At 73.9% G+C, this 21,574-nt stretch carries 20 protein-coding genes, 2 pseudogenes and 1 riboswitch; of the genes and pseudogenes, 6 read left to right on the forward strand and 16 right to left on the reverse strand.

Features of this window, described 5'->3' with window-relative positions; all coding sequences use genetic code 11:
* Nucleotides 1–102 precede the first annotated feature (102 nt).
* Nucleotides 103–1,347: a M14 family zinc carboxypeptidase gene (locus OIE51_RS07460; RefSeq protein WP_326596395.1), complete on the forward strand. Its 1,245-nt coding sequence runs from the start codon at nucleotides 103–105 to the stop codon at nucleotides 1,345–1,347.
* Between the two features lie 8 nt (nucleotides 1,348–1,355).
* Here the strand turns inward: OIE51_RS07460 and OIE51_RS07465 are convergent.
* The 9 genes and pseudogenes from OIE51_RS07465 to OIE51_RS07505 form a co-directional block, all read right to left on the reverse strand.
* A pseudogene (locus OIE51_RS07465) lies at nucleotides 1,356–1,574 on the reverse strand (response regulator transcription factor); the annotation flags it as partial.
* A gap of 34 nt (nucleotides 1,575–1,608) precedes the next feature.
* Entirely contained in the window at nucleotides 1,609–3,120 is a 1,512-nt protein-coding gene (gatB, locus tag OIE51_RS07470) for an Asp-tRNA(Asn)/Glu-tRNA(Gln) amidotransferase subunit GatB (protein ID WP_326596397.1), read from the reverse strand.
* A 34-nt stretch (nucleotides 3,121–3,154) separates the two neighbouring features.
* Entirely contained in the window at nucleotides 3,155–3,382 is a 228-nt protein-coding gene (locus OIE51_RS07475; RefSeq protein WP_326596399.1) for a hypothetical protein, read from the reverse strand.
* Nucleotides 3,379–4,872: an Asp-tRNA(Asn)/Glu-tRNA(Gln) amidotransferase subunit GatA gene (gatA, locus tag OIE51_RS07480; RefSeq protein ID WP_442811879.1), complete on the reverse strand. Its 1,494-nt coding sequence runs from the start codon at nucleotides 4,870–4,872 to the stop codon at nucleotides 3,379–3,381. Before gatA ends, OIE51_RS07475 begins: the two co-directional genes overlap by 4 nt.
* A gap of 5 nt (nucleotides 4,873–4,877) precedes the next feature.
* The gene (gatC, locus tag OIE51_RS07485; RefSeq protein ID WP_326596402.1) at nucleotides 4,878–5,174 is read right to left on the reverse strand and encodes an Asp-tRNA(Asn)/Glu-tRNA(Gln) amidotransferase subunit GatC; all 297 of its coding nucleotides are present in this window, start codon (nucleotides 5,172–5,174) and stop codon (nucleotides 4,878–4,880) included.
* 129 nt (nucleotides 5,175–5,303) lie between these two features.
* Nucleotides 5,304–7,439, reverse strand: a complete 2,136-nt coding sequence (locus OIE51_RS07490) for a putative bifunctional diguanylate cyclase/phosphodiesterase (RefSeq protein WP_326596403.1) — start codon at nucleotides 7,437–7,439, stop codon at nucleotides 5,304–5,306.
* Nucleotides 7,440–7,620: 181 nt separating this feature from the next.
* Entirely contained in the window at nucleotides 7,621–9,855 is a 2,235-nt protein-coding gene (gene ligA, locus OIE51_RS07495) for an NAD-dependent DNA ligase LigA (protein ID WP_326596405.1), read from the reverse strand.
* A 16-nt stretch (nucleotides 9,856–9,871) separates the two neighbouring features.
* Nucleotides 9,872–10,894, reverse strand: a complete 1,023-nt coding sequence (locus OIE51_RS07500; RefSeq protein ID WP_326600533.1) for a methionine synthase — start codon at nucleotides 10,892–10,894, stop codon at nucleotides 9,872–9,874.
* 47 nt (nucleotides 10,895–10,941) lie between these two features.
* Nucleotides 10,942–11,631 (reverse strand): SDR family oxidoreductase, encoded by a 690-nt coding sequence (locus OIE51_RS07505; RefSeq protein WP_326596406.1) that lies wholly within the window; start codon nucleotides 11,629–11,631, stop codon nucleotides 10,942–10,944.
* Between the two features lie 44 nt (nucleotides 11,632–11,675).
* Between OIE51_RS07505 and OIE51_RS07510 the strand changes: the two genes are divergently transcribed.
* On the forward strand, nucleotides 11,676–12,476 hold the full coding sequence (locus tag OIE51_RS07510; protein WP_326596407.1) for a carbon-nitrogen hydrolase family protein: 801 nt from the start codon (nucleotides 11,676–11,678) through the stop codon (nucleotides 12,474–12,476).
* 39 nt (nucleotides 12,477–12,515) lie between these two features.
* Here the strand turns inward: OIE51_RS07510 and mnmA are convergent, their stop codons facing one another.
* Together mnmA and OIE51_RS07520 are read right to left on the reverse strand one after the other, a co-directional pair.
* Nucleotides 12,516–13,643, reverse strand: a complete 1,128-nt coding sequence (gene mnmA / locus OIE51_RS07515; protein ID WP_326596409.1) for a tRNA 2-thiouridine(34) synthase MnmA — start codon at nucleotides 13,641–13,643, stop codon at nucleotides 12,516–12,518.
* Between the two features lie 24 nt (nucleotides 13,644–13,667).
* Nucleotides 13,668–14,837: a cysteine desulfurase family protein gene (locus tag OIE51_RS07520; protein ID WP_326596411.1), complete on the reverse strand. Its 1,170-nt coding sequence runs from the start codon at nucleotides 14,835–14,837 to the stop codon at nucleotides 13,668–13,670.
* An 88-nt stretch (nucleotides 14,838–14,925) separates the two neighbouring features.
* Between OIE51_RS07520 and OIE51_RS07525 the strand changes: the two genes are divergently transcribed.
* A complete protein-coding gene (locus tag OIE51_RS07525) occupies nucleotides 14,926–15,606 on the forward strand; it encodes an N-acetylmuramoyl-L-alanine amidase (RefSeq protein ID WP_326596413.1) in 681 nt (226 codons plus the stop codon).
* A gap of 196 nt (nucleotides 15,607–15,802) precedes the next feature.
* Here OIE51_RS07525 and OIE51_RS07530 read toward each other — a convergent pair.
* Nucleotides 15,803–16,415: pseudogene (locus OIE51_RS07530) on the reverse strand (peptidoglycan recognition protein family protein); the annotation flags it as partial.
* 172 nt (nucleotides 16,416–16,587) lie between these two features.
* Here OIE51_RS07530 and OIE51_RS07535 point away from each other — a divergent pair.
* Nucleotides 16,588–16,887: a hypothetical protein gene (locus OIE51_RS07535; RefSeq protein ID WP_326596414.1), complete on the forward strand. Its 300-nt coding sequence runs from the start codon at nucleotides 16,588–16,590 to the stop codon at nucleotides 16,885–16,887.
* Here OIE51_RS07535 and OIE51_RS07540 read toward each other — a convergent pair.
* The 4 genes from OIE51_RS07540 to OIE51_RS07555 form a co-directional block, all read right to left on the reverse strand.
* The gene (locus OIE51_RS07540) at nucleotides 16,847–17,053 is read right to left on the reverse strand and encodes a hypothetical protein (protein ID WP_326596415.1); all 207 of its coding nucleotides are present in this window, start codon (nucleotides 17,051–17,053) and stop codon (nucleotides 16,847–16,849) included. The two genes, OIE51_RS07535 and OIE51_RS07540, sit on opposite strands and share 41 nt — an antisense overlap.
* Nucleotides 17,054–17,194: 141 nt before the next feature.
* On the reverse strand, nucleotides 17,195–17,671 hold the full coding sequence (locus OIE51_RS07545; RefSeq protein ID WP_326596416.1) for a Dps family protein: 477 nt from the start codon (nucleotides 17,669–17,671) through the stop codon (nucleotides 17,195–17,197).
* A gap of 165 nt (nucleotides 17,672–17,836) precedes the next feature.
* Nucleotides 17,837–18,619: an enhanced serine sensitivity protein SseB C-terminal domain-containing protein gene (locus OIE51_RS07550; protein WP_326596417.1), complete on the reverse strand. Its 783-nt coding sequence runs from the start codon at nucleotides 18,617–18,619 to the stop codon at nucleotides 17,837–17,839.
* A gap of 112 nt (nucleotides 18,620–18,731) precedes the next feature.
* Entirely contained in the window at nucleotides 18,732–19,502 is a 771-nt protein-coding gene (locus OIE51_RS07555; protein ID WP_326596418.1) for an enhanced serine sensitivity protein SseB, read from the reverse strand.
* 147 nt (nucleotides 19,503–19,649) lie between these two features.
* A riboswitch (glycine riboswitch) is annotated at nucleotides 19,650–19,742 on the forward strand.
* A 176-nt stretch (nucleotides 19,743–19,918) separates the two neighbouring features.
* Here OIE51_RS07555 and gcvT point away from each other — a divergent pair.
* Together gcvT and gcvH are read left to right on the forward strand one after the other, a co-directional pair.
* Nucleotides 19,919–21,070: a glycine cleavage system aminomethyltransferase GcvT gene (gcvT, locus tag OIE51_RS07560; protein WP_326596419.1), complete on the forward strand. Its 1,152-nt coding sequence runs from the start codon at nucleotides 19,919–19,921 to the stop codon at nucleotides 21,068–21,070.
* Nucleotides 21,071–21,177: 107 nt separating this feature from the next.
* On the forward strand, nucleotides 21,178–21,564 hold the full coding sequence (gene gcvH, locus OIE51_RS07565; protein ID WP_326596420.1) for a glycine cleavage system protein GcvH: 387 nt from the start codon (nucleotides 21,178–21,180) through the stop codon (nucleotides 21,562–21,564).
* The last annotated feature ends 10 nt before the right edge of the window (nucleotides 21,565–21,574 follow it).

The raw sequence follows: 21,574 nt of genomic DNA on the forward strand, positions 1-21,574 counted from the left end.
CGTGGGTGTACTGACTCCACGTGACGCGACCGCCACTCCCGGAGGTGCTCCATGGCTCAGCAGGCTCGGCCAGCGCACTCGGGCCCGACCGGCGGCTGAGTCATGGCCTACAAGACCGTCGACCAGCTCGCCGCCGCGGCCGAGTCACTGGTCGACCGTGACCCCGACCTGTTCCTCCTGCGCCAGGTCGGCAAGTCCCGCCTCGGCCACCCGCTGCTGCTGCTGTCGGCCGGCACCGGCCCGGCGAACGTACTGGTCGTCGCGGGCGCCCACGCCAACGAGCCGATCGGCGGGATGACCGCGCTCAGGCTCGCCGACCGGGTGGCGGGGCTCCACGGGACCTCATGGCACTTCCTGCTCTGCGCCGACCCGGACGGCGCCCGCCACAACGAGGGTTGGCTGCGGACGCCCGCCTCCCTCACCCGGTACTACCGGCACTTCTTCCGGCCGGCCTTCGCCGAGCAGCCCGAGTGGCTGCCGGCCCGGGGTGAGCCGCCGCTGCCCGAGACCCGGACCATCGTCCAGCTCCTGGACGAGCTGCGGCCCGTGCTCCAGTGCTCGCTGCACGGCTCCGAGGTGGGCGGCGGCTGGGTGCAGCTCACCCACGACCTGCCCACCGTGGTGGCACCGCTGCAACGGGCCGCCGCCGAGCTGGACATCCCGCTCGACCCCGGCCCGTTCGACGCCTTCCACTGGCCCAGTCCGGCCCCCGGCGTCTACACGATGCCGCCGCCGGGCGGGATCGACCAGTTCGAGTCGCTGCCCGACAGCACCGCCAGGTCCACCTGGCTCTATCCGTTCCGCTACGGCACCGTCTCCGCCGTGATCGAGGCTCCGCAGTGGGCTTCGGACACCACGACCGACCCGGCGCCGCATCCGGCGCCCGGCGAGGCGCTGCGGGAGATCGGGGAGGCACTGCGGCACGACGCGCGGCTGATCCTGGAGCAGCTCGACGCGGCCCGGCCGCACCTGGAGCGGCCCGAGCCGATGGTGCCGGCCATCGAGGAGTTCCTCGCGAACGCGCCGGGGCTGGCCCGGGACTGGGAGCCTTCGGTGCTACTGCGGGAGACCGGGCCGCGGCTGAACACCGGGCGCGTCGCCGGGCTGGACATCGCGGCCCGGCGGCTGGTGATGCGGTCGGCCGCGATGCTGCTGCGCACCCTGCCCGCGCCGGGCACCGGCCCGGCCGCCGCCGCGACCGCCGGCGTGCGGGGCACGCTGGAGCGGCTGCTGCGCCAGTGGTGCGCCCGGCTGGAGCGGGACTTCACGCCCCGCCCGGTGCCCGTGGAGGACCAGGCCGAATACCAGACGCGGGTCGCGCTGGCGCTCCTCGACCAGCTCCACTGACCGCCCCCTCAGCCGGTGACCGCCGGCGGCCGGGTGAGACCCAGCCGGTGGGCGAGGGCGGCGGCCTCCCCCGGCCCGGCACCTCCAGCTTCGCCAGCATGTTCGACACATGCGCACTCGCCGTCGTCGGCGAGATGAACAACTCACGCGCTATCCGCCGATTACTCCGCCCCGCCGCCACCAACGACAACACTGTCCCGCTCCCGCCACGTCAACCCGAACGGGTCGGCCGGGCGGGCGGCCACCGGGGGCGGCGGGGCCTCACTCCGTCACGCCGAGGCGCTCCAGGATCATCTGCCGCGCCATGGCCGCGTCCGCCTGGCCGCGGGTGGCCTTCATGACCGCGCCGACCAGGGCGCCGGCCGCCGCGACCTTGCCGGCCCGCACCTTCTCGGCGATGGCCTGGTTGGCGGCGATGGCCTCGTCGACGGCCTGGCCCAGGGCCCCGGTGTCGGAGACGATCCGCAGCCCGCGCTTCTCGACCACCTCGTCCGGCTCGCCCTCGCCGGCCAGCACGCCCTCGATGGCCTGCCGCGCCAGCTTGTCATTGAGCGCGCCCTCGGTGACCAGGGCGGCCACGCGGGCGACCTGGGCCGGGGTGATGGGCAGCGCGGAGAGCTCCACGCCCTGCTCGTTGGCCCGGCGGGCCAGCTCGCCCATCCACCACTTGCGGGCCGCGGCGGTGTCGGCGCCCGCCTCGATGGTGGCCACGATCGGGGCGATGGCGCCCGCGTTGAGGACGGACTGCATCTCGTGGGCCGTGAGGCCCCACTCCTCGCGGAGCCGGTTGCGGCGCAGCCGCGGCAGCTCGGGCAGCGTGGCCCGCAGCTCGTCCACCCACTCCCGGGCGGGGGCGATCGGCACCAGGTCGGGCTCCGGGAAGTACCGGTAGTCCTCGGCCTCCTCCTTGACGCGGCCGGCGGTGGTGCTGCCGTTCTCCTCGTGGAAGTGCCGGGTCTCCTGGACGATGCTCCCGCCGGCGTTCAGCACGGCGGCGTGCCGCTGGATCTCGAACCGGACGGCCCGCTCCACGCTGCGCAGCGAGTTCACGTTCTTGGTCTCGCTGCGGGTGCCGAACGTCTCCCGGCCGTGCGGGCGCAGGCTGAGGTTGACGTCGCAGCGGAGCTGGCCCATCTCCATCCGGGCCTCGGAGACGCCGAGGCCCCGGATGACCTCGCGCAACTCGGCCACGTAGGCGCGGGCGATCTCCGGGGCGCGCTCGCCGGCGCCGGTGATCGGCCTGGTGACGATCTCGATCAGCGGGATGCCGGCCCGGTTGTAGTCGAGCAGGGAGTGCGAGGCGCCGTGGATGCGGCCGGTCGCGCCGCCGATGTGGGTGGACTTGCCGGTGTCCTCCTCCATGTGGGCGCGCTCGACACCGACGCGGAAGACCTCGCCGTCCGCCAGCTGGACGTCCAGGTAGCCGTCGAACGCGATGGGCTCGTCGTACTGCGACGTCTGGAAGTTCTTCGGCATGTCCGGATAGAAGTAGTTCTTCCGGGCGAAGCGGCACCACTCCGCGATCTCGCAGTTGAGGGCGAGGCCGATACGGACGGCGGACTCCACGCCGACGGCGTTGACCACCGGCAGCGCCCCGGGCAGGCCGAGGCAGGTGGGGCAGGTCTGCGAGTTGGGCTCCGCGCCCAGGGTGGTGGCGCAGCCGCAGAACATCTTGGTCCTGGTGCCGAGCTCCACATGGACTTCCAGGCCCATGACGGGGTCGTAGGACGTCAGCGCGTCCTCGTACGACACCAGCTCTGTAACGGTCGTCACTGGGGTACTACCTCTCGGATGCTCGGTGCCGCGTTCAGTCGCTGAGGATGCCGGAGTCGTCCTCGGCGACCCGGCGCAGCTCGCGCGCCAGCAGGGCGACGCTGGTGACGATGGCGGCGGCCGAGACGATCGCGTCCGCGAGCTGGAGTCGGTCGCCCTCGCTGCGGGCCTCCTTCAGGCGCCTGGCGACGCTGAAGGTCCCGAACAGCGTGGTGCCGAGGGACAGGTACATGCTCGCCTTGGACTTCTGCTTCTTGCTCATAGCGCGGGCGCCTCCTCCAGAATCGGGTGTCCCCAGCGTGCCCGGAAGGCGGCCTCGACCGCCGCACCCACACGGTACAGCCGGTCGTCGGCCATGGCGGGGGCGATGATCTGCAGGCCCACCGGGAGTCCGTCCTCGGGGGCCAGGCCGCAGGGGAGGGACATCGCGGCGTTGCCCGCCAGGTTCACGGGGATGGTGCACAGATCGGCTCGGTACATCGCCATCGGGTCGTCGGCGCGCTCGCCGATCGGGAAGGCGGTGGTCGGGGTGGTCGGCGCGACGACGACGTCCACCCGCTCGAAGGCCCGCGCGAAGTCGCGGACGACGAGCGTGCGGGCCTTCTGCGCGCTGCCGTAGTAGGCGTCGTAGTACCCGGACGAGAGGGCGTAGGTGCCCAGGATGATGCGGCGCTTGACCTCGGGGCCGAAGCCCGCCTCGCGGGTGAGCGAGGTGACGTCCTCGGCGGAACGGGTGCCGTCGTCTCCGACGCGCAGGCCATAGCGCATGGCGTCGAAGCGGGCCAGGTTCGAGGAGCACTCGGAGGGCGCGATCAGGTAATACGCGGCGAGGGCGGCCTCGAAGGACGGACAGGACAGCTCCACGACCTCGGCGCCCAGCTCGCGCAGCAGCTCGACGGCCTCGTCGAAGCGCCGCAGCACGCCGGTCTGGAAGCCCTCGCCGCGGAACTCCTTGACCACGCCGACCCGCAGCCCCTCGACCGAACCGGCCCTGGCCGCCTCGACGACGGGCGGCACGGGGGCGTCGATGGACGTGGAGTCCATCGGGTCGTGCCCGGCGATCACCGCGTGCAGCAGCGCCGCGTCCAGCACGGTGCGGGCGCAGGGGCCGCCCTGGTCCAGGGACGAGGAGAACGCGACCATGCCGTACCGGGAGACGCCGCCGTAGGTGGGCTTGACGCCGACCGTGCCGGTAACGGCGGCGGGCTGCCGGATGGAGCCGCCGGTGTCGGTGCCGATGGCCAGCGGCGCCTGGAAGGAGGCGAGGGACGCGGCGGAGCCGCCGCCCGAGCCGCCGGGGATGCGGGTGAGGTCCCAGGGGTTGCCCGTGGGGCCGAACGCGCTGTTCTCGGTGGAGGAGCCCATCGCGAACTCGTCCATGTTGGTCTTGCCCAGGATCACGATGCCGGCGTCCTTGAGGCGCTTGGTCACCGTGGCGTCGTAGGGCGGCATCCAGCCTTCGAGAATCTTGGAGCCGACAGTGGTCGGCACGCCCTCGGTGGTGAAGATGTCCTTGAGCGCCAGCGGCACACCGGCCAGCGGGCCGAGCGGCTCGCCCTTGGCGCGCTTGTCGTCCACGGCGCGGGCCTGGGCGAGGGCGCCCTCGCGGTCCACGTGCAGGAAGGCGTGCACCTTCTCGTCGATGGCGTCGATGCGCGCGAGGTGCGCCTCGGCGACCTCGACGGCGCTGACGTCACCGGCGGCGACGCGGGCGGCGAGCTCGGCGGCGGTGAGCCGGATCAGATCTGCCATGTCGGTCACTCCTCCCCCAGGATCTGCGGCACCTTGAAACGCCGCTGCTCCTGCGCCGGGGCGCCCGACAGCGCCTGCCGCGCGCTCAGGGACGGCCGGACCTCGTCGGGGCGCATGACGTTGGTCAGGGGCAGCGGGTGGGAGGTCGGCGGTACGTCCTCGGCGGCGACATCGGCGACGCGGGCGACCGCGCCGATGATGTCGTCGAGCTGTCCGGCGAAGTGGTCGAGCTCCTCGGCCGTCAGCTCCAGACGCGCCAGCCGGGCGAGGTGGGCGACCTCCTCGCGCGTGATGCCAGGCATGGGGCGATCCTCTTGCTCGTCGCGGGCTGGTTCGGAAGTCGCACGGGACACCGTGCCGGTGTCACCGGTGCGAGCCCAATCCTAGGGGGACCCCGCCACCGCCCGCGCCAGGATTCCGCCGGGGCCGCCTCAGCGGACGGGCGCGCGGTCGGCGGGGACGTCGCTGGGGGTGGTGTCCTCGGCCGGGTCCGCCGGGGCGGACGGGTCCGTCGCGCCGACCGCCTCGCGGTGGGGCAGGGCGCTGTCGCGGGCGCGGAGCCAGGCGGTGGTCTCGGCCGGCGGCATGGCGGCGGCCACCAGCCAGCCCTGCACCGCGTCGCAGCCCATGGCGCGCAGTCGCTCCCAGGTCTCGTCGTCCTCGACGCCCTCGGCCACGACGACGAGGCCGAGGGAGTGCGCGAGCTCGACCGTGCAGCGGACGATCTCGGCGTCCTCGCTGTCGATGGTGAGGCGGGCGACGAAGGAGCGGTCGATCTTCAGCTCGCTCACCGGCAGGCGGCGGAGGTGGACCAGCGAGGAGTACCCGGTGCCGAAGTCGTCCAGGGACATCCGCACGCCGTGGCCGGTGAGCCCGGCCAGCGTGTCGGCGGCCTGCTGCGGGTCCTCCAGCATCACGTGCTCGGTGATCTCCAGCTGGAGCGAGCCGGCGGGCACGCCGTGCCGGGCCAGCCGGGCGGCCACCGCGCCGGCGAAGCCGGGGGTGTAGACGTCGCGCGGCGACACGTTGACCGCGACCGGGACGGTGAGGCCGACGGCGCGCCAGCGGGCGACCTGGCCGAGCGCCGTCTCCAGCACGTATTCGGTCAGGCGGGGCATCAGCCCCGAGGTCTCGGCGATGGCGATGAACTCGTCCGGGGGGACCCGGCCGCGGTCGGGGTGCTCCCAGCGGACCAGGGCCTCCAGGCCGACGACCACGCCGTCGAAGCCGACCTTGGGCTGGTAGTGCAGCTCGACCTGGCCGGTGTCCAGGGCGCGGCGCAGGTCGCCGAGGAGGGCCAGCCGGTCGGGGGTGTTGCCGTCGCGGCTGGCGTCGTAGACCTCGACGCCGCTGCGGTCGCGCTTGGCGGCGTACATGGCGACGTCGGCGCGGCGCAGCAGGCCCTCGCCCTCGGGGGCGTGCTCGGGGAAGACCGCGACGCCCGCGCTGGCCTCGACGACGAGCGTCAGCCCGTCCAGGTCGAGGGGGGCGCTGAGGGAGCCGATGATGGCGCGCGCGGCGCGCTGGGCGCTGGTGGCGGAGGCGACGCGGGGGAGCAGCACGGCGAACTCGTCACCGCCGAGGCGGGCTACCTCCGCGTCGCGCGGCAGGTCGCGCTGGATGCGGTCGGCGATCTGGAGCAGCAGCCGGTCGCCGGTGAGATGGCCGAGGGTGTCGTTGACGGAGCGGAAGCTGTCCAGGTCGATGAGGACGAGGGCGGCGCGGTCGCCGGACCGGGCGGCCTCGGTCAGCGCGGTACGGGTCCGCTCCAGCAGCCACTGCCGGTTGGGCAGTCCGGTCAGCGGGTCGAGGAGCTGATCCTCGTCGCGGGCGCGGGCCATCCAGAACGAGGAGTCGAGGGCTATCAACGGCACGGCGAACAGCGGCAGCACCACCGGCTTGTCCACGGCCACCACGACGATGAGGGGGGCTATGCACAGCAGCGCTATGGCGACCAGGCCCTGCCGGAGGAGGGCGGCGGCGGCCAGCGAGGGCAGGCCGCCGGGCGGGGTCGTGCTCAGCCACAGCAGCGAGCGGGATATCAGCAGATACGCGCAGGCGCCCAGCAGGAGCTGGGGCAGCGTCGAAGTCTGCCAGTCGGCGGGCTCCCAGGGGTGCTCGACGCTGGGCCGGGTGCCCCAGGCGGCCAGCGCCAGCGCGGCGGCGCCGACGCCGAGCATGTCGATGGCGCCGTGCAGCAGCGCGTCCGGCCAGCGGTCGCGGCGGGCGGCGCCGACCAGGGTGACGACGGAGAGGCTGACCAGCGCGGCCGGCACCCAGCCGTAGAGCAGCAGCATCGCCAGGGCGAGCGCGGCTCCCGAGCCGCTGCCGCCCCACCAACGGTCGCGGCCGACGGCGACCAGGTGGGCGACGACGAGCCCGGTGAGGAGCGCGAAGCCCCAGCCGGCGTGCTCGCCGGGGAAGAGCGCGCGCCCTTCGGCGAGCACCCGGATCACGCCGATGAGGAACGCGATCCCGGCTCCGGCGAGGACGGCGGGTCCGAGATACCGGTACAGGCCGCCGGGACCACGCTGGGTGGTCGGTCTCCCTGGGCGGGCTGACTGCATGCGGAGGTCCCTCTCACGGCTGGCTTCGCCCGCGCCCGAAGCGGGCGCATCACCCCACCCTAGGCTGCCGGAGGCCGTGTGCGGCAGGGAACCTTCCCGGCCACTGACACCCTTTCATATCTTCATATTCTTCTGGCATATGCCTTCGGTCACACGCCCTCCCGGGCCCGCCGACGGTCCGTCAGGAGGCCGCCTTCTCCTTCGCCTTCTCCTTCGGCTCCTCCCCCGGCTCCTGCGGCACAAGCGCCACCTCCCGTGCGGCGTCCGGCCCTTGCTCCAGCAGGACCGCGAACCCCGCCTCGTCCAGCACCGGCACCTTCAGCTGCACGGCCTTGTCGTACTTGGAGCCGGGGCTGTCCCCGACGATCACGAAGTCCGTCTTCTTGGACACCGCGCCGGTGACCTTCGCCCCCCGGCTCTGCAACGCCTCCTTGGCCACGTCCCGGGTGAAGTCCCGCAGCGTGCCGGTGACCACGGCGGTCACGCCCGCCAGCGGGCGCGGTCCGGCGTCCGCCCGCTCCTCCTCGGCCAGCCGCACCCCGGCCGCCCGCCACCGCTCGATGATCTCCCGGTGCCACGGCTCGGCGAACCAGTCCTTCAGTGAGGCCGCGATGGTCGGCCCGACCCCCTCGGTCGCGGCCAGCTCCTCCTCGCTCGCCTCCGCGATGCGGTCCAGCGACCGGAACTCGCGGGCCAGCGCCTCGGCCGCCACCGGGCCCACGTGCCGGATCGACAGGCCGGCGATGATCCGGGCCAGCGGACGCCGCTTGGCCTCCTGGACGCCCGCCAGCATCGCCAGCGTGTTCTTCTTGGGGGCGCCCTGCGCATTCGCGAAGACGGACGCGATCTTCGGCTCGCCGGTCTCCGGGTCCCGCTTGGGCAGGCCGGTGTCCTGGTCCAGCACATACGCCCTGATCGGCAGCAGCTCCTCGACGGTCAGCTCGAACAGCCTCCCCTCGTCCCGCAGCGGCGGATCGGCCGGCTCCAGCGGCTGGGTGAGCGCGGTGGCGGTCACATAGCCGAAGTGGTCGATGTCCAGGCATTTGCGACCCGCGAGGTAGAAGAGCCGCTCCCTCAACTGGGCGGGGCACGACCGCGCGTTGGGGCAGCGCAGGTCGATGTCCCCCTCCTTCATGGGCATCAGCCCCGTGCCGCACTCGGGGCACTCGGCGGGCATCACGAACTCCCGCTCGGTGCCGTCCCGCAAATCCGCGACCGGGCCCAGGATCTCCGGGATGACGTCGCCCGCCTTCCGCAGCGCGACGGTGTCCCCGATCAGCACGCCCTTGGCCTTCACCACCTGCTGGTTGTGCAGCGTGGCGAACTCCACCTCCGAGCCGGCCACCGTGACCGGCTCGACCACCGCGTACGGCGTGACGCGCCCGGTGCGGCCCACACCGACCCGGATGTCCAGCAGCCTGGTGTTGACCTCCTCCGGCGGATACTTCCAGGCGATGGCCCAGCGCGGGGCGCGCGAGGTGCTGCCGAGACGGCCCTGGAGCGGGATCTCGTCGAGCTTCACCACCACGCCGTCGATCTCGTGCTCCACCGCGTGCCGGTGCTCCCCGTAATACGCGACGAACCCCCGCACGCCGTCCAGGGAGTCGACCACCTCGGCGGCCCGCGCCGTCGGCAGTCCCCACCCCTTGAGCAGGTCGTACGCCTGGGACAGCCGGTCGATGCCGAAGCCCTCGCGGGCCCCGATCCCGTGCACCACCATCCGCAGCGGCCGGGTCGCGGTGATCTTCGGGTCCTTCTGCCGCAGGGAGCCCGCCGCCGCGTTCCGCGGGTTCGCGAAGGGCTTCTCGCCCGCCTCGACCAGCCGGGCGTTCAGCTCGGCGAAGCGCTCCATCGGGAAGAAGACCTCCCCGCGGATCTCCACCAGCTCCGGCACGTCGTCCCCGGTCAGCCGGTCCGGCACCTCCTCGATCGTGCGCACGTTGGGCGTGATGTCCTCGCCGGTACGCCCGTCGCCGCGGGTCGCGGCCCGGGTCAGCCTGCCGTGCTCGTACGTCAGATTGACCGCCAGGCCGTCGACCTTGAGCTCGCACAGGAAGTGATACGGAATGCCGCGCAGCTCCTCGGCGACGCGCTCGGCCCACGCGGCCAGCTCCTCGTCGGCGAACGCGTTGTCCAGCGAGAGCATCCGCTCCCGGTGGGCGACCGAGGTGAACTCCGTCTCATATGCCCCGGCGACCTTCTGCGTCGGCGAGTCGGGCGTGCGCAGCTCCGGATGCTCCTCCTCCAGGACCGTCAGCTCCCGCAGCAGCGCGTCGAACACGGCGTCGCTGATGACGGGCGTCTTCACGTAATACCGGAAGCGGTGCTCCTCGACCTGCTCGGCGAGCCGCGCGTGCCGCTCCCGCGCCTCGGCGGGCACGACTGACTGCTGCTCGACAGACGGTTCGCCAGCCACTGTCTCGTCTCCCTCATCACTCAGGGTCGTTGGCGAGGGACCTCGCCGCCCGGACGCAATGGCTCAGCGCGGCACGCGCGTACGCCGGTGAGGCACCCGCGAGCCCGCAGGCCGGAGTGACGGCCACCGACTCCGCGAGGGATGCCGGGGGCAGCCCCAGCCTGCGCCAAAGCGACCTGACTCCCCCGACAGTACCGGCCGGGTCTGACAACGCCTCCGCCGTGACGCCGGTCCCCGGGACGACGCCCGCGAACAGCGCGACGCCATCCTCCACCGCTTCACCGATCTCCTCGTCATCACGCTCGGTGATCAGCGAGAAGTCCACCGAGATCGCCCGCGCCCCGGCCCGCCGCAGCAGCCCGAGCGGCGCCCCGGGCGCGCAGCAGTGCACCACCACCGGATCGTCACCGGCCACCGCGACCAGGCCGCGCAGCGTCTCCTCGGCCACCGCCCGGTCCACGGCCCGGTGGCTGCGGTATCCGCTGGCGGTGGGCACCCGGCCGGTCAGCACGGCCGGCAGCGACGGCTCGTCCAGCTGGAGGACGAGGCGGGCACCCGGCACCCGGCGCCGCACGTCGGCGAGATGCTCGCGCAGCCCCTCGGCCAGCGAGCCGGCGAGGTCGCGGCAGGCCCCGGCGTCGCCCAGCATCGCCTCGCCGTTGCGCCGCTCCAGCGCCGCCGCCAGGCTCCACGGGCCGACCGCCGAGACCTTCAGCGCGCCCTCGAACCCCTGCGTGAACTCCTCCAGCGCGTCCAGGTCCTCGCGCAGCCAGGCCCGCGCCCGCCGGGTGTCCCGGCCCGGCCGGTCGCTGATCCGCCAGCCGCTGGGTTCGACGTGCGCGTACAGCTCGGCCAGCAGCCCGGCGGTGCGCCCGGTCATGTCGGCGCCCGGCCCGCGCGCGGGCAGCTCCGGCAGGAACGGGAACGCCTCCAGCGCTCCGGTGGCGGTCCTGACCGCCTCCCGGGCGTCCTCGCCCGGCATCGAGCCGATCCCGGTCGCGGCGGCCGGGCCCCAGGGGAACTTCCACTTCTCAGTCACGTCGGTCACGGTCTCAACGTAGGTCACCGCGTCCACTCCCGGCCCGGTCACCCGGCCGGGCGCACGCTCAGATCGGTGATCTCCGAGCCGCGCGGCAGGTCGAGGGCGGTCAGGACGGTGGTGGCCACCGAGTCGGCCGTCATCCAGCGGTCCGCGTCGTACTCCGCGCCCTCCTGCCGGTGCACCTTCTCCTGCATCGGTGTCGCGGTGCGGCCCGGGTAGACGCTGGTGACCCGCACCCCGTTGGCCGCCTCCTCGCCGCGCAGCGCGTCGGCGAGGGCCTTCAGGCCGTGCTTGCTCGCGGCGTACGCGGCCCACCCCGGGTGGGCGCGCAGCCCGGCGCCCGAGTTCACGAAGAGGACATGGCCCCGGGCCGCCCTCAGCTGCGGCAGCAGCAGCCGGGTCAGCTCGGCCGGGGCCACCAGATTGGCGGCGAGGGTGGCCTGCCAGATCTTCGGCGTCAGCTCGCCGATCTCCCCGAGGTCCACGACGCCGGCGACGTGCAGCAGCGAGTCGATCCGGTCGGGCGGCGACTGGTGGCCGAGCGCCCAGGACAGGCGCTCCGGCTCGGCCAGATCCCCGACGAGCGTGCGCGCGCCGGGAAAACGCCCCGCGAGCTCCTTCGCGCGCCCCGCGTCGCGCGCCCACAGCCACAGCGCGTCGCCGCGCTCCGCGAGCCGTCGCGCGAGCGCCGCGCCGATTCCCGACCCCGCACCCGTGATCACATGTGTCGCCATACGACCATGGTGACCTACGACGCGGCAGCGAAGGAGAACAACCCGTGCGCATCGCAGCGAGCCAACTGGCGGCCGGGGTCTCACCCTCGGAGAACCTGGCGGTCATCGCCGAGCAGGTCACGCGCGCGGCGGCCGAGGGGGCCGACGCCGTGGTCTTCCCCGAGGCCGCCATGGCGCGGTTCGGTATCCCGCTCGGACCGGTCGCCGAGCCGCTGGACGGGCCGTGGGCGACGCGGGTGCGCGCCCTCGCGGACAGCGCCGGAGTGCTGGTGGTGGCGGGGATGTTCACCCCGGCGGACGACGGTCGGGTGCGGAACACCCTGCTGATCACGGGCCGGGGCGTGGACACGCACTACGACAAGCTGCACCTGTACGACGCCTACGGCTTCGCGGAGTCGGCCACCGTCGCGCCCGGCGAACGAGCCGTCACCGCCGTGCTCGACGGCGTGACCATCGGCTTCGCCACCTGCTACGACGTGCGGTTCCCCGGCCTGTTCACCCGGCTGGCCGAGGAGGGCGCGCGGGTGATCCTGCTGTCCGCCTCGTGGGGAGCGGGCCCGGGCAAGCGCGAGCAGTGGGAGCTGCTGGTCCGTGCCCGGGCGCTGGACAGCACGAGCTGGGTGGTCGCGACCGGGCAGGCTGACCCGGCCACGGTCGGCACGCCACCCGCGACCACGGCCCCGACCGGCATCGGCCACAGCATGGTGGTCTCCCCGCTGGGCGAGGTACGTGCCCGGCTCGGCGCCGAACCGGGCCTGCTCGTCACGGACCTGGACCCGGCCGAGACGGACCACGCCCGGCGGGCGATCCCGGTCCTGGCCAACCGCCGCCGCGACATCTCCTGAGGCCCGTCCGCTCCTCGGCCCCGGTCCGCGCGGCGCGCCTCAGCCGACGGCCCCGACCGGCCGCTGGGTCGTCGCGATCGTCGCCGAGCCGACCACCCGCGTCCCGTCGTACAGCACGATCGCCTGCCCCGGGGCCACCCCGCGCACCGGCCGGTCGAACCGCACCCGCAGCTCCTCCCCCACGGTCTCGGCCGTCACCGGGGTCTCGCCGCCGTGTGCCCGCAGCTGCGCGGTGTACGCGCCGGGCCCGGCGGGCGGCGCGCCGCACCAGCGAGGCCGGATCGCGGTCAGGGCCACGATGTCCAGCGCCTCGGCGGGACCGACCGTCACCGTGTTGTCCACCGGCGAGATGTCCAGCACGTAGCGCGGCTTGCCGTCCGCAGCCGGGTGACCGATCCGCAGGCCGCGGCGCTGGCCGATGGTGAAGCCGTGCGCTCCCTGGTGGGTGCCGATCCGGCGCCCCCGCTCGTCGAGGACGTCGCCCTCGGCCGAGCCCAGGTGGCCGGCCAGGAAGCCCTGCGTGTCGCCGTCCGCGATGAAGCAGATGTCGTGGCTGTCCGGCTTCCTGGCGACGGCGAGCCCGCGCCGTTCGGCCTCGGCGCGGATCTCGTCCTTGGTGGAGCGGGTGTCGCCCAGCGGGAACATGGCGTGGGCGAGCTGCCGGTCGTCCAGCACGCCGAGCACATAGCTCTGGTCCTTGGCGAGGTCGGCGGCGCGGTGCAGCTCCCGCTGCCCGTCCCCGGAGCGGACGACGGTGGCGTAGTGGCCGGTGCAGACGGCGTCGAAGCCCAGGGCCAGCGACTTGTCGAGCAGCGCGGCGAACTTGATCTTCTCGTTGCAGCGCAGACACGGGTTGGGCGTGCGGCCCGCGCGGTACTCCTCGATGAAGTCCTCGACCACGTCCTGCCGGAAGCGTTCGGCGAGGTCCCACACGTAGAACGGGATGCCGATGACGTCGGCGGCGCGGCGCGCGTCGCGGGAGTCCTCGATGGTGCAGCAGCCGCGGGCGCCGGTGCGGAACGAGGCGGGGTTCGCCGAGAGCGCGAGATGGACGCCGGTCACCTCGTGTCCTGCCTCGGCGGCGCGCGCCGCGGCGACGGCGGAGTCCACGCCGCCGGACATCGCGGCCAGCACGCGCGAGCGGCGCCTGGGAAAGGTGTCAGTCATAACCCTTCCAGAGTAAGGGCCGCGTCAGGTGAGCCCCGCCGTGCGGGCCCGTTCGACCGCCGGGCCGATCGCCTCCGCCACGGCGGTCACGTCCTCCTTGGTCGAGGTGTGGCCCAGGCTGAAGCGCAGCGTGCCACGCGCCAGGTCCGGGTCGGCCCCGGCGGCCAGCAGCACGTGGCTGGGCTGGGCGACGCCCGCGGTGCAGGCCGAGCCGGTGGAGCACTCGATGCCCCGCGCGTCGAGGAGCAGCAGCAGGGAGTCGCCCTCGCAGCCGGGGAAAGCGAAGTGGGCGTTGCCCGGCAGCCGTCCGGCCGGGTCCGGGTCGCCGCCGAGCACCGCGTCCGGCACGGCGGCGGTGACGGCCGCGACCAGCTCGTCGCGCAGCGCGCCGATCTCGCGGGCGAAGTCCTCGCGCCGAGCGGCGGCCAGCTCGGCGGCGACGGCGAAGCCCGCGATGGCGGGCACGTCCAGGGTGCCGGAACGGACCTCGCGCTCCTGGCCACCACCGTGCAGCACGGGGGTCGGGGCCCAGTCCCGGCCGAGCAGCAGGGCCCCGATGCCGTACGGGCCGCCGATCTTGTGCCCCGAGACGGTGACGGCGGCCAGGCCGGAGGCGGCGAAGTCGACGGTGAGCTGGCCGACGGCCTGCACCGCGTCGGCGTGCATCGGGATGCCGTGCTCGCGGGCGACGGCGGCCAGCTCGGCGACCGGCTGGACGGTGCCGATCTCGTTGTTGGCCCACATCACGGTGACCAGGGCGACGTCGTCCGGGTCGCGCGCCAGCGCCTCGCGCAACGCGCTGGGGGGCACCCGGCCGTATCGGTCCACCGGCAGCCACTCCACCCGGGCGCCCTCGTGGTCGGCCAGCCACCGCACGGCGTCCAGCACCGCGTGATGCTCCACCGGGCTGGCCAGCACCCGGACGCGGCGCGGGTCGGCGTCCCGGCGGGCCCAGAACAGGCCCTTGACCGCCAGGTTGTCCGCCTCGGTACCGCCGGCTGTGAAGACCACCTCGCTGGGCCGCGCGCCCAGGGCCGCGGCCAGCGTCTCGCGCCCCTCCTCCACGGCGCGTCTGGCCCGCCGTCCGGAGCCGTGCAGGGCCGAGGCGTTCCCGGTGGCGGGGAGGTGGGCGGTCATCGCCGCGATGGCCTCGGGGAGCATCGGCGTGGTCGCGGCGTGGTCGAGATACGGCATGGTGAGGCCGATTCTACGAGCCGGTGCGGAACCGCCCGCGCGGCGCGGGCGTTGAGTGGGATGCGGGGCGAGGGGGGTCGAGGGACTGATGGGCGAGCATTCCGGTGGGCGATCCACCACCCGGGCCACCGGACGGCCGGGCCGCCGCGCGCTGTTGGTGGCCGGGGCCACGGGAGTGGTCGGCGTGGGCGGACTCGCCGCGCGGGACACGCTCTCCCGGCTGTGGTGGCGGCACTCGGGGGTCGAGGCGCCGCGCGTGACGGGCGAGGTGGACCACCCCGGCGCGGAGTGGGTCCCGGCCTCCTCGGCGAACTACCGGCGGGCGAACCGGCCCCGGGACTACCCGATCGACCGCGTGGTCGTCCACATGCCGGAGGCGACGTACCCGATCACGCTGCGGGTCTTCCAGGACCCGGAGCACGGCGCGTGCACGCACTACGTGGTGCGGTCGACCGACGGGCACATAGCGCAGCTCGCGCGGGAGCTGGACGTCGCGTTCCACGCGGGGCACCGGGGCTTCAACGAGCGGAGCGTCGGCATCGAGCACGAGGGCTGGGCGGACGACCCGTCGTATCTGACGGACGCGCTGTACGAGTCGTCGGCCGCGCTGGTGGCGGGCATCTGCGAGCGGTACGGCATCCCGGTCGACCGGGAGCACATCGTCGGGCACAACGAGGTGCCGGACGTGGTGCGGATCTGCCCGGGGCCGCACTGGGACTGGGACCGCTATATCGAGCTGGTGCGCCGGGCCGCCGGGGCCGTCAGTTGAGCGTGCCGAGCCGGGTCAGTTCGGAAGCGCAGCGCTGGGCGTCCTCCTCGCGCTCGAAGACCGCCGCCCGCAGGTGACGCGTGTCGGGGTCGGGCACATGGGTGAGATGCCCCTCCTCGGAGACGACGTACCAGCCGCGCGTCTCGCTGTGCCGTGCTTCGTACCGCGGGGGCGGTCAGCCCCCGCCCGGGCTCCAGTCCGCGTCGTGCCCGAGCCGCTCCCGGACCCGCGCGCGGACGTCGCCCAGCGACAGTCCGGGGCCGCGCGGGTCCACCGTGCCGGGCTGCCACTCCAGGTGGCCGATGACCGAGGTGTCGCCCTTCTTGCCCCAGCCGTGCGCGCGGCAGAGGGCGGCCGAGGCGCGGACGATGGCCTCGACCTGTTCGCCGGGCCAGGAGTCCTCGCCGTCACCGAGTGACGCACTCCCAGCCGTAGAAGTGCGGGTTGCCGTCGGTGCCGCTCTGGTCGCACTCGGGCAGGGAGGTCTCGGCGCTGACGGCGTCGAGCACATCGCCGTCGCCGGGGCCGGCGTGGTGGGCACGGCCGTGACCCACGAGGTGGAGCGTGCCGTCCGTGGCGATGACGCCGTGACACAGCGGCCCGGGCAGGTCCGCCCGTCCCTCGTAGCACAGCTCGACTGTGGTGTCGGTGCCCGAGGTGGCGGTGTGATGGAGCATCACCCCGTGCACTGGACCCCAAGCACCCACGCTGTCACGGTTGTTGGTGCTTCAGGACCGGTACTCGACGACCTTGACGCCCTCGTCCTTCAGAGCCTTGAGCAGCTGGTCGGCGGACAGTGGTGTGGCCATGAAATCGTCCCCCCGCGACGGGATATCGCGCACATTCAGTAGTACCAGCTGTACGGTCCGTGCCCTTGGTCACACAAGGGGAGAGGAGCGCGACCGACCGTGTCGGTCGTTGAACATCCGTCAAACCACCGCTTCGTTCACCATGCGTTGAGCCAATCCCCGGGTCGGTCGCGTGAAAGCGCGCTTCCTACCGCAACGGTGGCCGTGCGCCGCCGCCGCTCGCCGGGGGCACGGCGGACGCGGCCCCACCTCGGTCGTCCGGGAGACCTTCCGCCGGTACGCGACGTCGGCCGCCGTCACGGAGTACGAGGAGCTCTCCGGCCGCGACCGGCTGACCGCCGCCCACGAGGGCTGGGAAGAGATCGCGGACCACGCCCTGGACTGGGCGGCACGGCACGGCTCGGCACGCGGACGCGGCCTGAGCCCGCCGCTCACTCCCACACGCCGGGCCCGCCGCCGCGCCACTCGATGAGGTCCGGATCGTGGAGATCCACCGCGTCGGGATCGAGCCCGGCCCGGCGGAGGAACTCCAGCAGTTCGCCGGCCGAGCGCGCCCGCCCGAGGATCTCCTCCCCGACGCGCACGCGCCGGCCACCCCCCGCCGTGGGCGGATAGACGACGACGCGCGCTCGGACCATGCGCCCAGCATGCGCCCCCGCGCGCGGCGCCGCAGCCCCGGGGGGCCGAACGCGCGAAGACCCCGGCCCCTCGCGTCCCGCGAGAGCCGGGGTCTTCGCGCCGTGGCGCGTCACGTGCGGCGGTCGACCGCCGCACGCCCGTCAGGCGCTGCCGTTCTCCGCCTGGAACATCCAGTGGTGCTTCTCCAGCTCCTTCGTGAGCTGGATGATCACGTCCTGCGTGACCGTGTCCACCGGGCCGACGTCGTCGAGGCGTTCGCGCATCCGGACGATCACCGCGCCGAGGGCGTCGACCATCGTGCGGATCGCCTGGGTGTCCTGCTGCCAGCCGTCGGCGACCTTCGCGATGCCCGTCGCGGACGTCACCGTCGAGGCGCGCCCGTCCGGTGACAGGCCGAGCGCGGCGGCGCGTTCCGCGACCGTGTCGGACTGGACGCGCGCGGTCTCCACGACCTCGTCGAGCTGGAGATGAACGGAGCGGAACCGGGGGCCGATGATGTTCCAGTGGGTCTGCTTGGCGACCAGCGAGAGATCGATGAGATCCACCAGCGCGCCCTGGAGTGCCTCCCCGACGATCTTGAGGGTGGCATCCGGCAGCGTGCTCTTGATGGCATACATACAGGGTCCCCTTTCGGAGCTTTCGTCCTTTTCGTGGAATCTGAGCGCCAGGTTACCTCCGGGGGCCCGGGGCGGCATCGCGACGAGTACCCAGGGGGCGCGCCCCCGAGTACCCAGGGGGCGCGCCCGAAACCGCCGCCGCGCACCGATCGACACGGCCGCCGTTCAGTACGGGCGCGGGTAGCCGTAGCCGTGCCGGCGGAGCCCGGCCGGGTCCTGCCCCTGGGGCGCGGGGCCGGGAGCGTCGCGGTCGTAGAACGGACGGGCGTGGGCGCGCAGCCACATCGCCACCGGGTCGTAGGCGTCGGCCATGGCCACCGTGCCCACCGGGAGCCCGGCGGGCACCGCCACGATGGCCTGGCTCATCATCCACCGCACCGCTGTCGCGGTCCGCTCCCCCGGATCGTCCACGTCCAGCCCGATCACCAGATACGCCGGGCCGCGCGCCGGCCGCACCCAGGCCCGGCGCAGGCTGCGCAGCACCGGCGTGCGGCGGGCGAGCGCGACGAGCCGTTCGTAGAAGGCGTCCGCCCGGATGCTCGGCTCGGTGATCCGCAGCGGCCCGGCGGGCAGCCGGTCGAGACCGCCCGCGATCCGGCGCAGGTCCAGCCACGGGATGCCCAGGCCGCCGCCCGGCGCGTGCGGGTTGAGCCACAGGCCCCAGTGCTCGGGATAGAGCGCGGCGGCGATGTCCCGGCCGCTGACGACCTCGTGCCGGCGCGTCCAGCCGCTGGCGGCGAGCTCCCGCTCGGAGGAGACGCCCGGCGCGTAGCCGTGGCCCGCGACCTCCACGCTGCCGTACTGGGACTCGGGCTCCCCGGGGCCGCCGTGCCACAGCAGCATCCACACCTCGCTCCCGGCCAGCGCGGCCAGCAGCTCCTCATAGGTGTCCAGCCGGTCGGCGGTGATCAGGGGCAGCAGCTCCTCGACGCTTCGTCCCGCACTCACAGGGGGCGGACCTCCTCGCACCTCGGATGCACCTGTGCCCGTCAGCCACCCCTCACATGCCCGTCACAGCGGCATCGAAAGCCAGGGACCACGCGGACGAGGTGTCAGCCGCTCACCCGTTCCGTGTGTAGAAGGGCGTGACGCACTCCCGCAACCAGTCCACCACAGGGTCATCGACGGCATCCAGGAGAACCAGCTGCACCGGCCAGACGACGGGCCGGCCGGCCAGCGCGCGGCCGAGCGCCTCGCCCACGGCCGTGCGGAACTCCTCGTCCAGCTGCTCCAGCTCGATGCCGATGAACAGGGACGGCGGGCCGCCCTCGGCGCTGGCCAACCCGCGGCGCGCGGTCCGCACGAACGGCAGCGCGGACAGCTCCGCCGACGCCGCGCCGAGGAAGTCGACCGGCTCCTCCTGCCAGTCCGGCTGGAACAGCCGCATCCGCGCGCCGGACGGCACCCCGGGGGTGCGCTCGCCCGGCGTGGCGCGGCACAGCTCGGCGACGGCCGAGGGCGGCACCGGGATGCCGACCGTGCCCCCGGGGTTGACCGCGATGCCCACCTGCGGCGGCAGCCCGCGCGCGAACTCCCAGGCGGGCGCCACGGCGAACGACAGGTGCGAGGCGCCGCCGAGGTGGAGCTGCTCGGCCGAGCTGAAGACGGGAACGAAGACTCCGCCGTTCAGGTCGATGGTGGGCAGATCGAGGGTCCGGCTCTCCCGGCCGCCGCCCTCCGGCAGCGGAATCCACACGGAGCTGCGGGAGAGCACCCGGAGCAGCCGGGGGCCCGCGTCCCGGGCGCCGAGCGCGGTGGCGAGGGCCTCCTCCAGCTCGTTGCTCGGCCAGCCACCGCCGCCGTAGCCGGGCCCCGGCCTGGGCACGCTCATCCCGCTCGACCCCCATCTCCCCCGTTCGGTCCTTGCCCACCACCCTAACGGCTGAATCCGTCGGGCCGGGTGGCCCAGCGACGACCTCACGAGCGCTCATGCGATGATGTGCGAGCAGTCCAGAAGCACAATCACATACCGGCCGTTCGACCATGCGCGGGAGAGTCCCCGGTCCGCCGGGGCGCCGAAGGAGCAAGTCCTCCCTTGAATCTCTCAGGCCCCTGATACCGCGCGCGGAAGGCGAATCTGGAAAGCGGGCCGTCCGCCGCCGAATCCTCGGCGCCGGGCACGGACCCCACCCACGGTGCAAGCCGCGCCGCCCGACAGGGTCGCGGCGAACCTCTCAGGTGCCGATGACAGATGGGGAGGGGACGCGCCGACCCCTGCCCTCCCCGCCGCAGCCCTGGAGCCAGCTCATGACGCCCACCACGCCCATGACGGGCGACCACACCGCCCGCTCCCCCCGCCCCACCGCCCTCGACGCCGTGCACCGTGCCCTCGGCGCCACGCTGACCGACTTCGCCGGCTGGTCCATGCCGCTGCGCTATGGCAGCGAGCGGGCCGAGCACCAGGCGGTGCGCACCTCCGCCGGGCTCTTCGACCTCTCCCACATGGGCGAGATCACCGTCACCGGGCCCGGCGCGGGCGCGTTGCTCGACCACGCGCTGGTCGGCCTGCTCTCGGCGCTGCCGGTGGGCCGGGCCCGTTACACGATGATCTGCGACGCGGCCGGCGGCATCCTGGACGACCTGATCGTCTACCGGCTCGACACGCACGAGTACCTCGTCGTCGCCAACGCCTCCAACGCCGGGACGGTGCTCGACGCCCTGACCGACCGGGCCGCCGGGTTCGACGCCGCCGTGCGCGACGACCGCGACGCGTACGCGCTGATCGCCGTCCAGGGCCCCGAGTCCCCCGGCATCCTCGGCCGGTTGACCGACGCCGACCTGGCCGGGCTGAAGTACTACGCGGGCCTGCCCGGGACCGTCGCCGGCCGCCGCGCGCTGATCGCCCGCACCGGGTACACCGGCGAGGACGGCTTCGAGCTGTTCTGCGCCCCCGCCGACGCCGAGCCGCTGTGGCGGGCGATCACCGAGGCCGGAAAGCCCGAAGGGCTGGTGCCGTGCGGGCTCGCCTGCCGCGACACGCTGCGGCTGGAGGCGGGCATGCCGCTGTACGGACACGAACTCACCACCGCCACCACCCCGTTCGACGCCGGACTCGGACGGGTGGTGCGCTTCGACAAGCCGGGCGACTTCGTCGGGCGCGAGCGCCTGGCCGCCGCCGCCGAACGCGCCGCGAGCGCCCCGCCGCGAGCGCTCGTCGGCTTGGTCGCGCGCGGGCGCCGCGTCCCGCGCGCCGGGTTCGCGGTGGTGGACGCCGGGGGCGCCGTCATCGGCCAGGTCACCTCGGGGGCGCCGTCCCCGACCCTGGGCAAGCCGATCGCCCTCGCGTACGTCGACCCGGCACACGCGGCGCCCGGCACCGAGGGCGTGGCCGTGGACATCCGGGGCACTCACGAACCGTTCGACGTGGTCGCGCCGCCGTTCTACACACGCCAGAAGTGACGCGCCCCCCGTTTCCCTCTCCGCCCGTTCTCCGCCCGTTCTCCGCCCGCCCCTTCCTCGGCCCTTCCTCTCCCACCCCCTCACCGCCACCTCTCAGGAGAATCTCAATGAGCAACCCGGAGCACCTGCGCTACAGCAAGGAGCACGAGTGGCTGTCGACCGCCGACAACGGCGTGGCGACGGTCGGCATCACCGCCTACGCCGCCGACGCGCTGGGCGACGTCGTCTACGTCGAGCTGCCCGCGGTGGGCTCCACCGTCACCGGCGGCGAGCCGTGCGGCGAGTTGGAGTCGACCAAGTCGGTCAGCGACCTGTACGCGCCGGTCTCGGGCGAGATCACCGAGGTCAACCAGGACGTGGTGGACGACCCCGCCCTGGTGAACTCCGCGCCCTTCGAGGCCGGCTGGCTGTTCCGGGTGCGCCTCGACGACGCCGCGGGTGAGCCGACGGACCTGCTGACCGCCGACGAGTACACCGCGTTCACCAGCGAGTGAGCGCGCCGTC

It is taken from the genome of Streptomyces sp. NBC_01803 (genome assembly GCF_035917415.1).
In the GTDB taxonomy this organism is placed as follows: Bacteria; Actinomycetota; Actinomycetes; order Streptomycetales; family Streptomycetaceae; genus Streptomyces.

Excerpts from the sequence above, each read along its gene's own strand:
- OIE51_RS07460 (WP_326596395.1), top strand. The coding sequence starts at position 103 with ATGGCCTACAAGACCGTCGACCAGCTCGCCGCCGCGGCCGAGTCACTG.
- OIE51_RS07540 (WP_326596415.1), bottom strand. The coding sequence starts at position 17,053 with ATGGTCCGAGCGCGCGTCGTCGTCTATCCGCCCACGGCGGGGGGTGGC.
- OIE51_RS07525 (WP_326596413.1), top strand. The coding sequence starts at position 14,926 with ATGGGCGAGCATTCCGGTGGGCGATCCACCACCCGGGCCACCGGACGG.
- OIE51_RS07555 (WP_326596418.1), bottom strand. The coding sequence starts at position 19,502 with ATGAGCGTGCCCAGGCCGGGGCCCGGCTACGGCGGCGGTGGCTGGCCG.
- OIE51_RS07490 (WP_326596403.1), bottom strand. The coding sequence starts at position 7,439 with ATGCAGTCAGCCCGCCCAGGGAGACCGACCACCCAGCGTGGTCCCGGC.
- OIE51_RS07520 (WP_326596411.1), bottom strand. The coding sequence starts at position 14,837 with ATGCCGTATCTCGACCACGCCGCGACCACGCCGATGCTCCCCGAGGCC.
- gatA (WP_442811879.1), bottom strand. The coding sequence starts at position 4,872 with ATGGCAGATCTGATCCGGCTCACCGCCGCCGAGCTCGCCGCCCGCGTC.
- mnmA (WP_326596409.1), bottom strand. The coding sequence starts at position 13,643 with ATGACTGACACCTTTCCCAGGCGCCGCTCGCGCGTGCTGGCCGCGATG.
- gatC (WP_326596402.1), bottom strand. The coding sequence starts at position 5,174 with ATGCCTGGCATCACGCGCGAGGAGGTCGCCCACCTCGCCCGGCTGGCG.
- OIE51_RS07545 (WP_326596416.1), bottom strand. The coding sequence starts at position 17,671 with ATGTATGCCATCAAGAGCACGCTGCCGGATGCCACCCTCAAGATCGTC.
- gcvH (WP_326596420.1), top strand. The coding sequence starts at position 21,178 with ATGAGCAACCCGGAGCACCTGCGCTACAGCAAGGAGCACGAGTGGCTG.
- OIE51_RS07505 (WP_326596406.1), bottom strand. The coding sequence starts at position 11,631 with ATGGCGACACATGTGATCACGGGTGCGGGGTCGGGAATCGGCGCGGCG.
- gcvT (WP_326596419.1), top strand. The coding sequence starts at position 19,919 with ATGACGCCCACCACGCCCATGACGGGCGACCACACCGCCCGCTCCCCC.
- OIE51_RS07475 (WP_326596399.1), bottom strand. The coding sequence starts at position 3,382 with ATGAGCAAGAAGCAGAAGTCCAAGGCGAGCATGTACCTGTCCCTCGGC.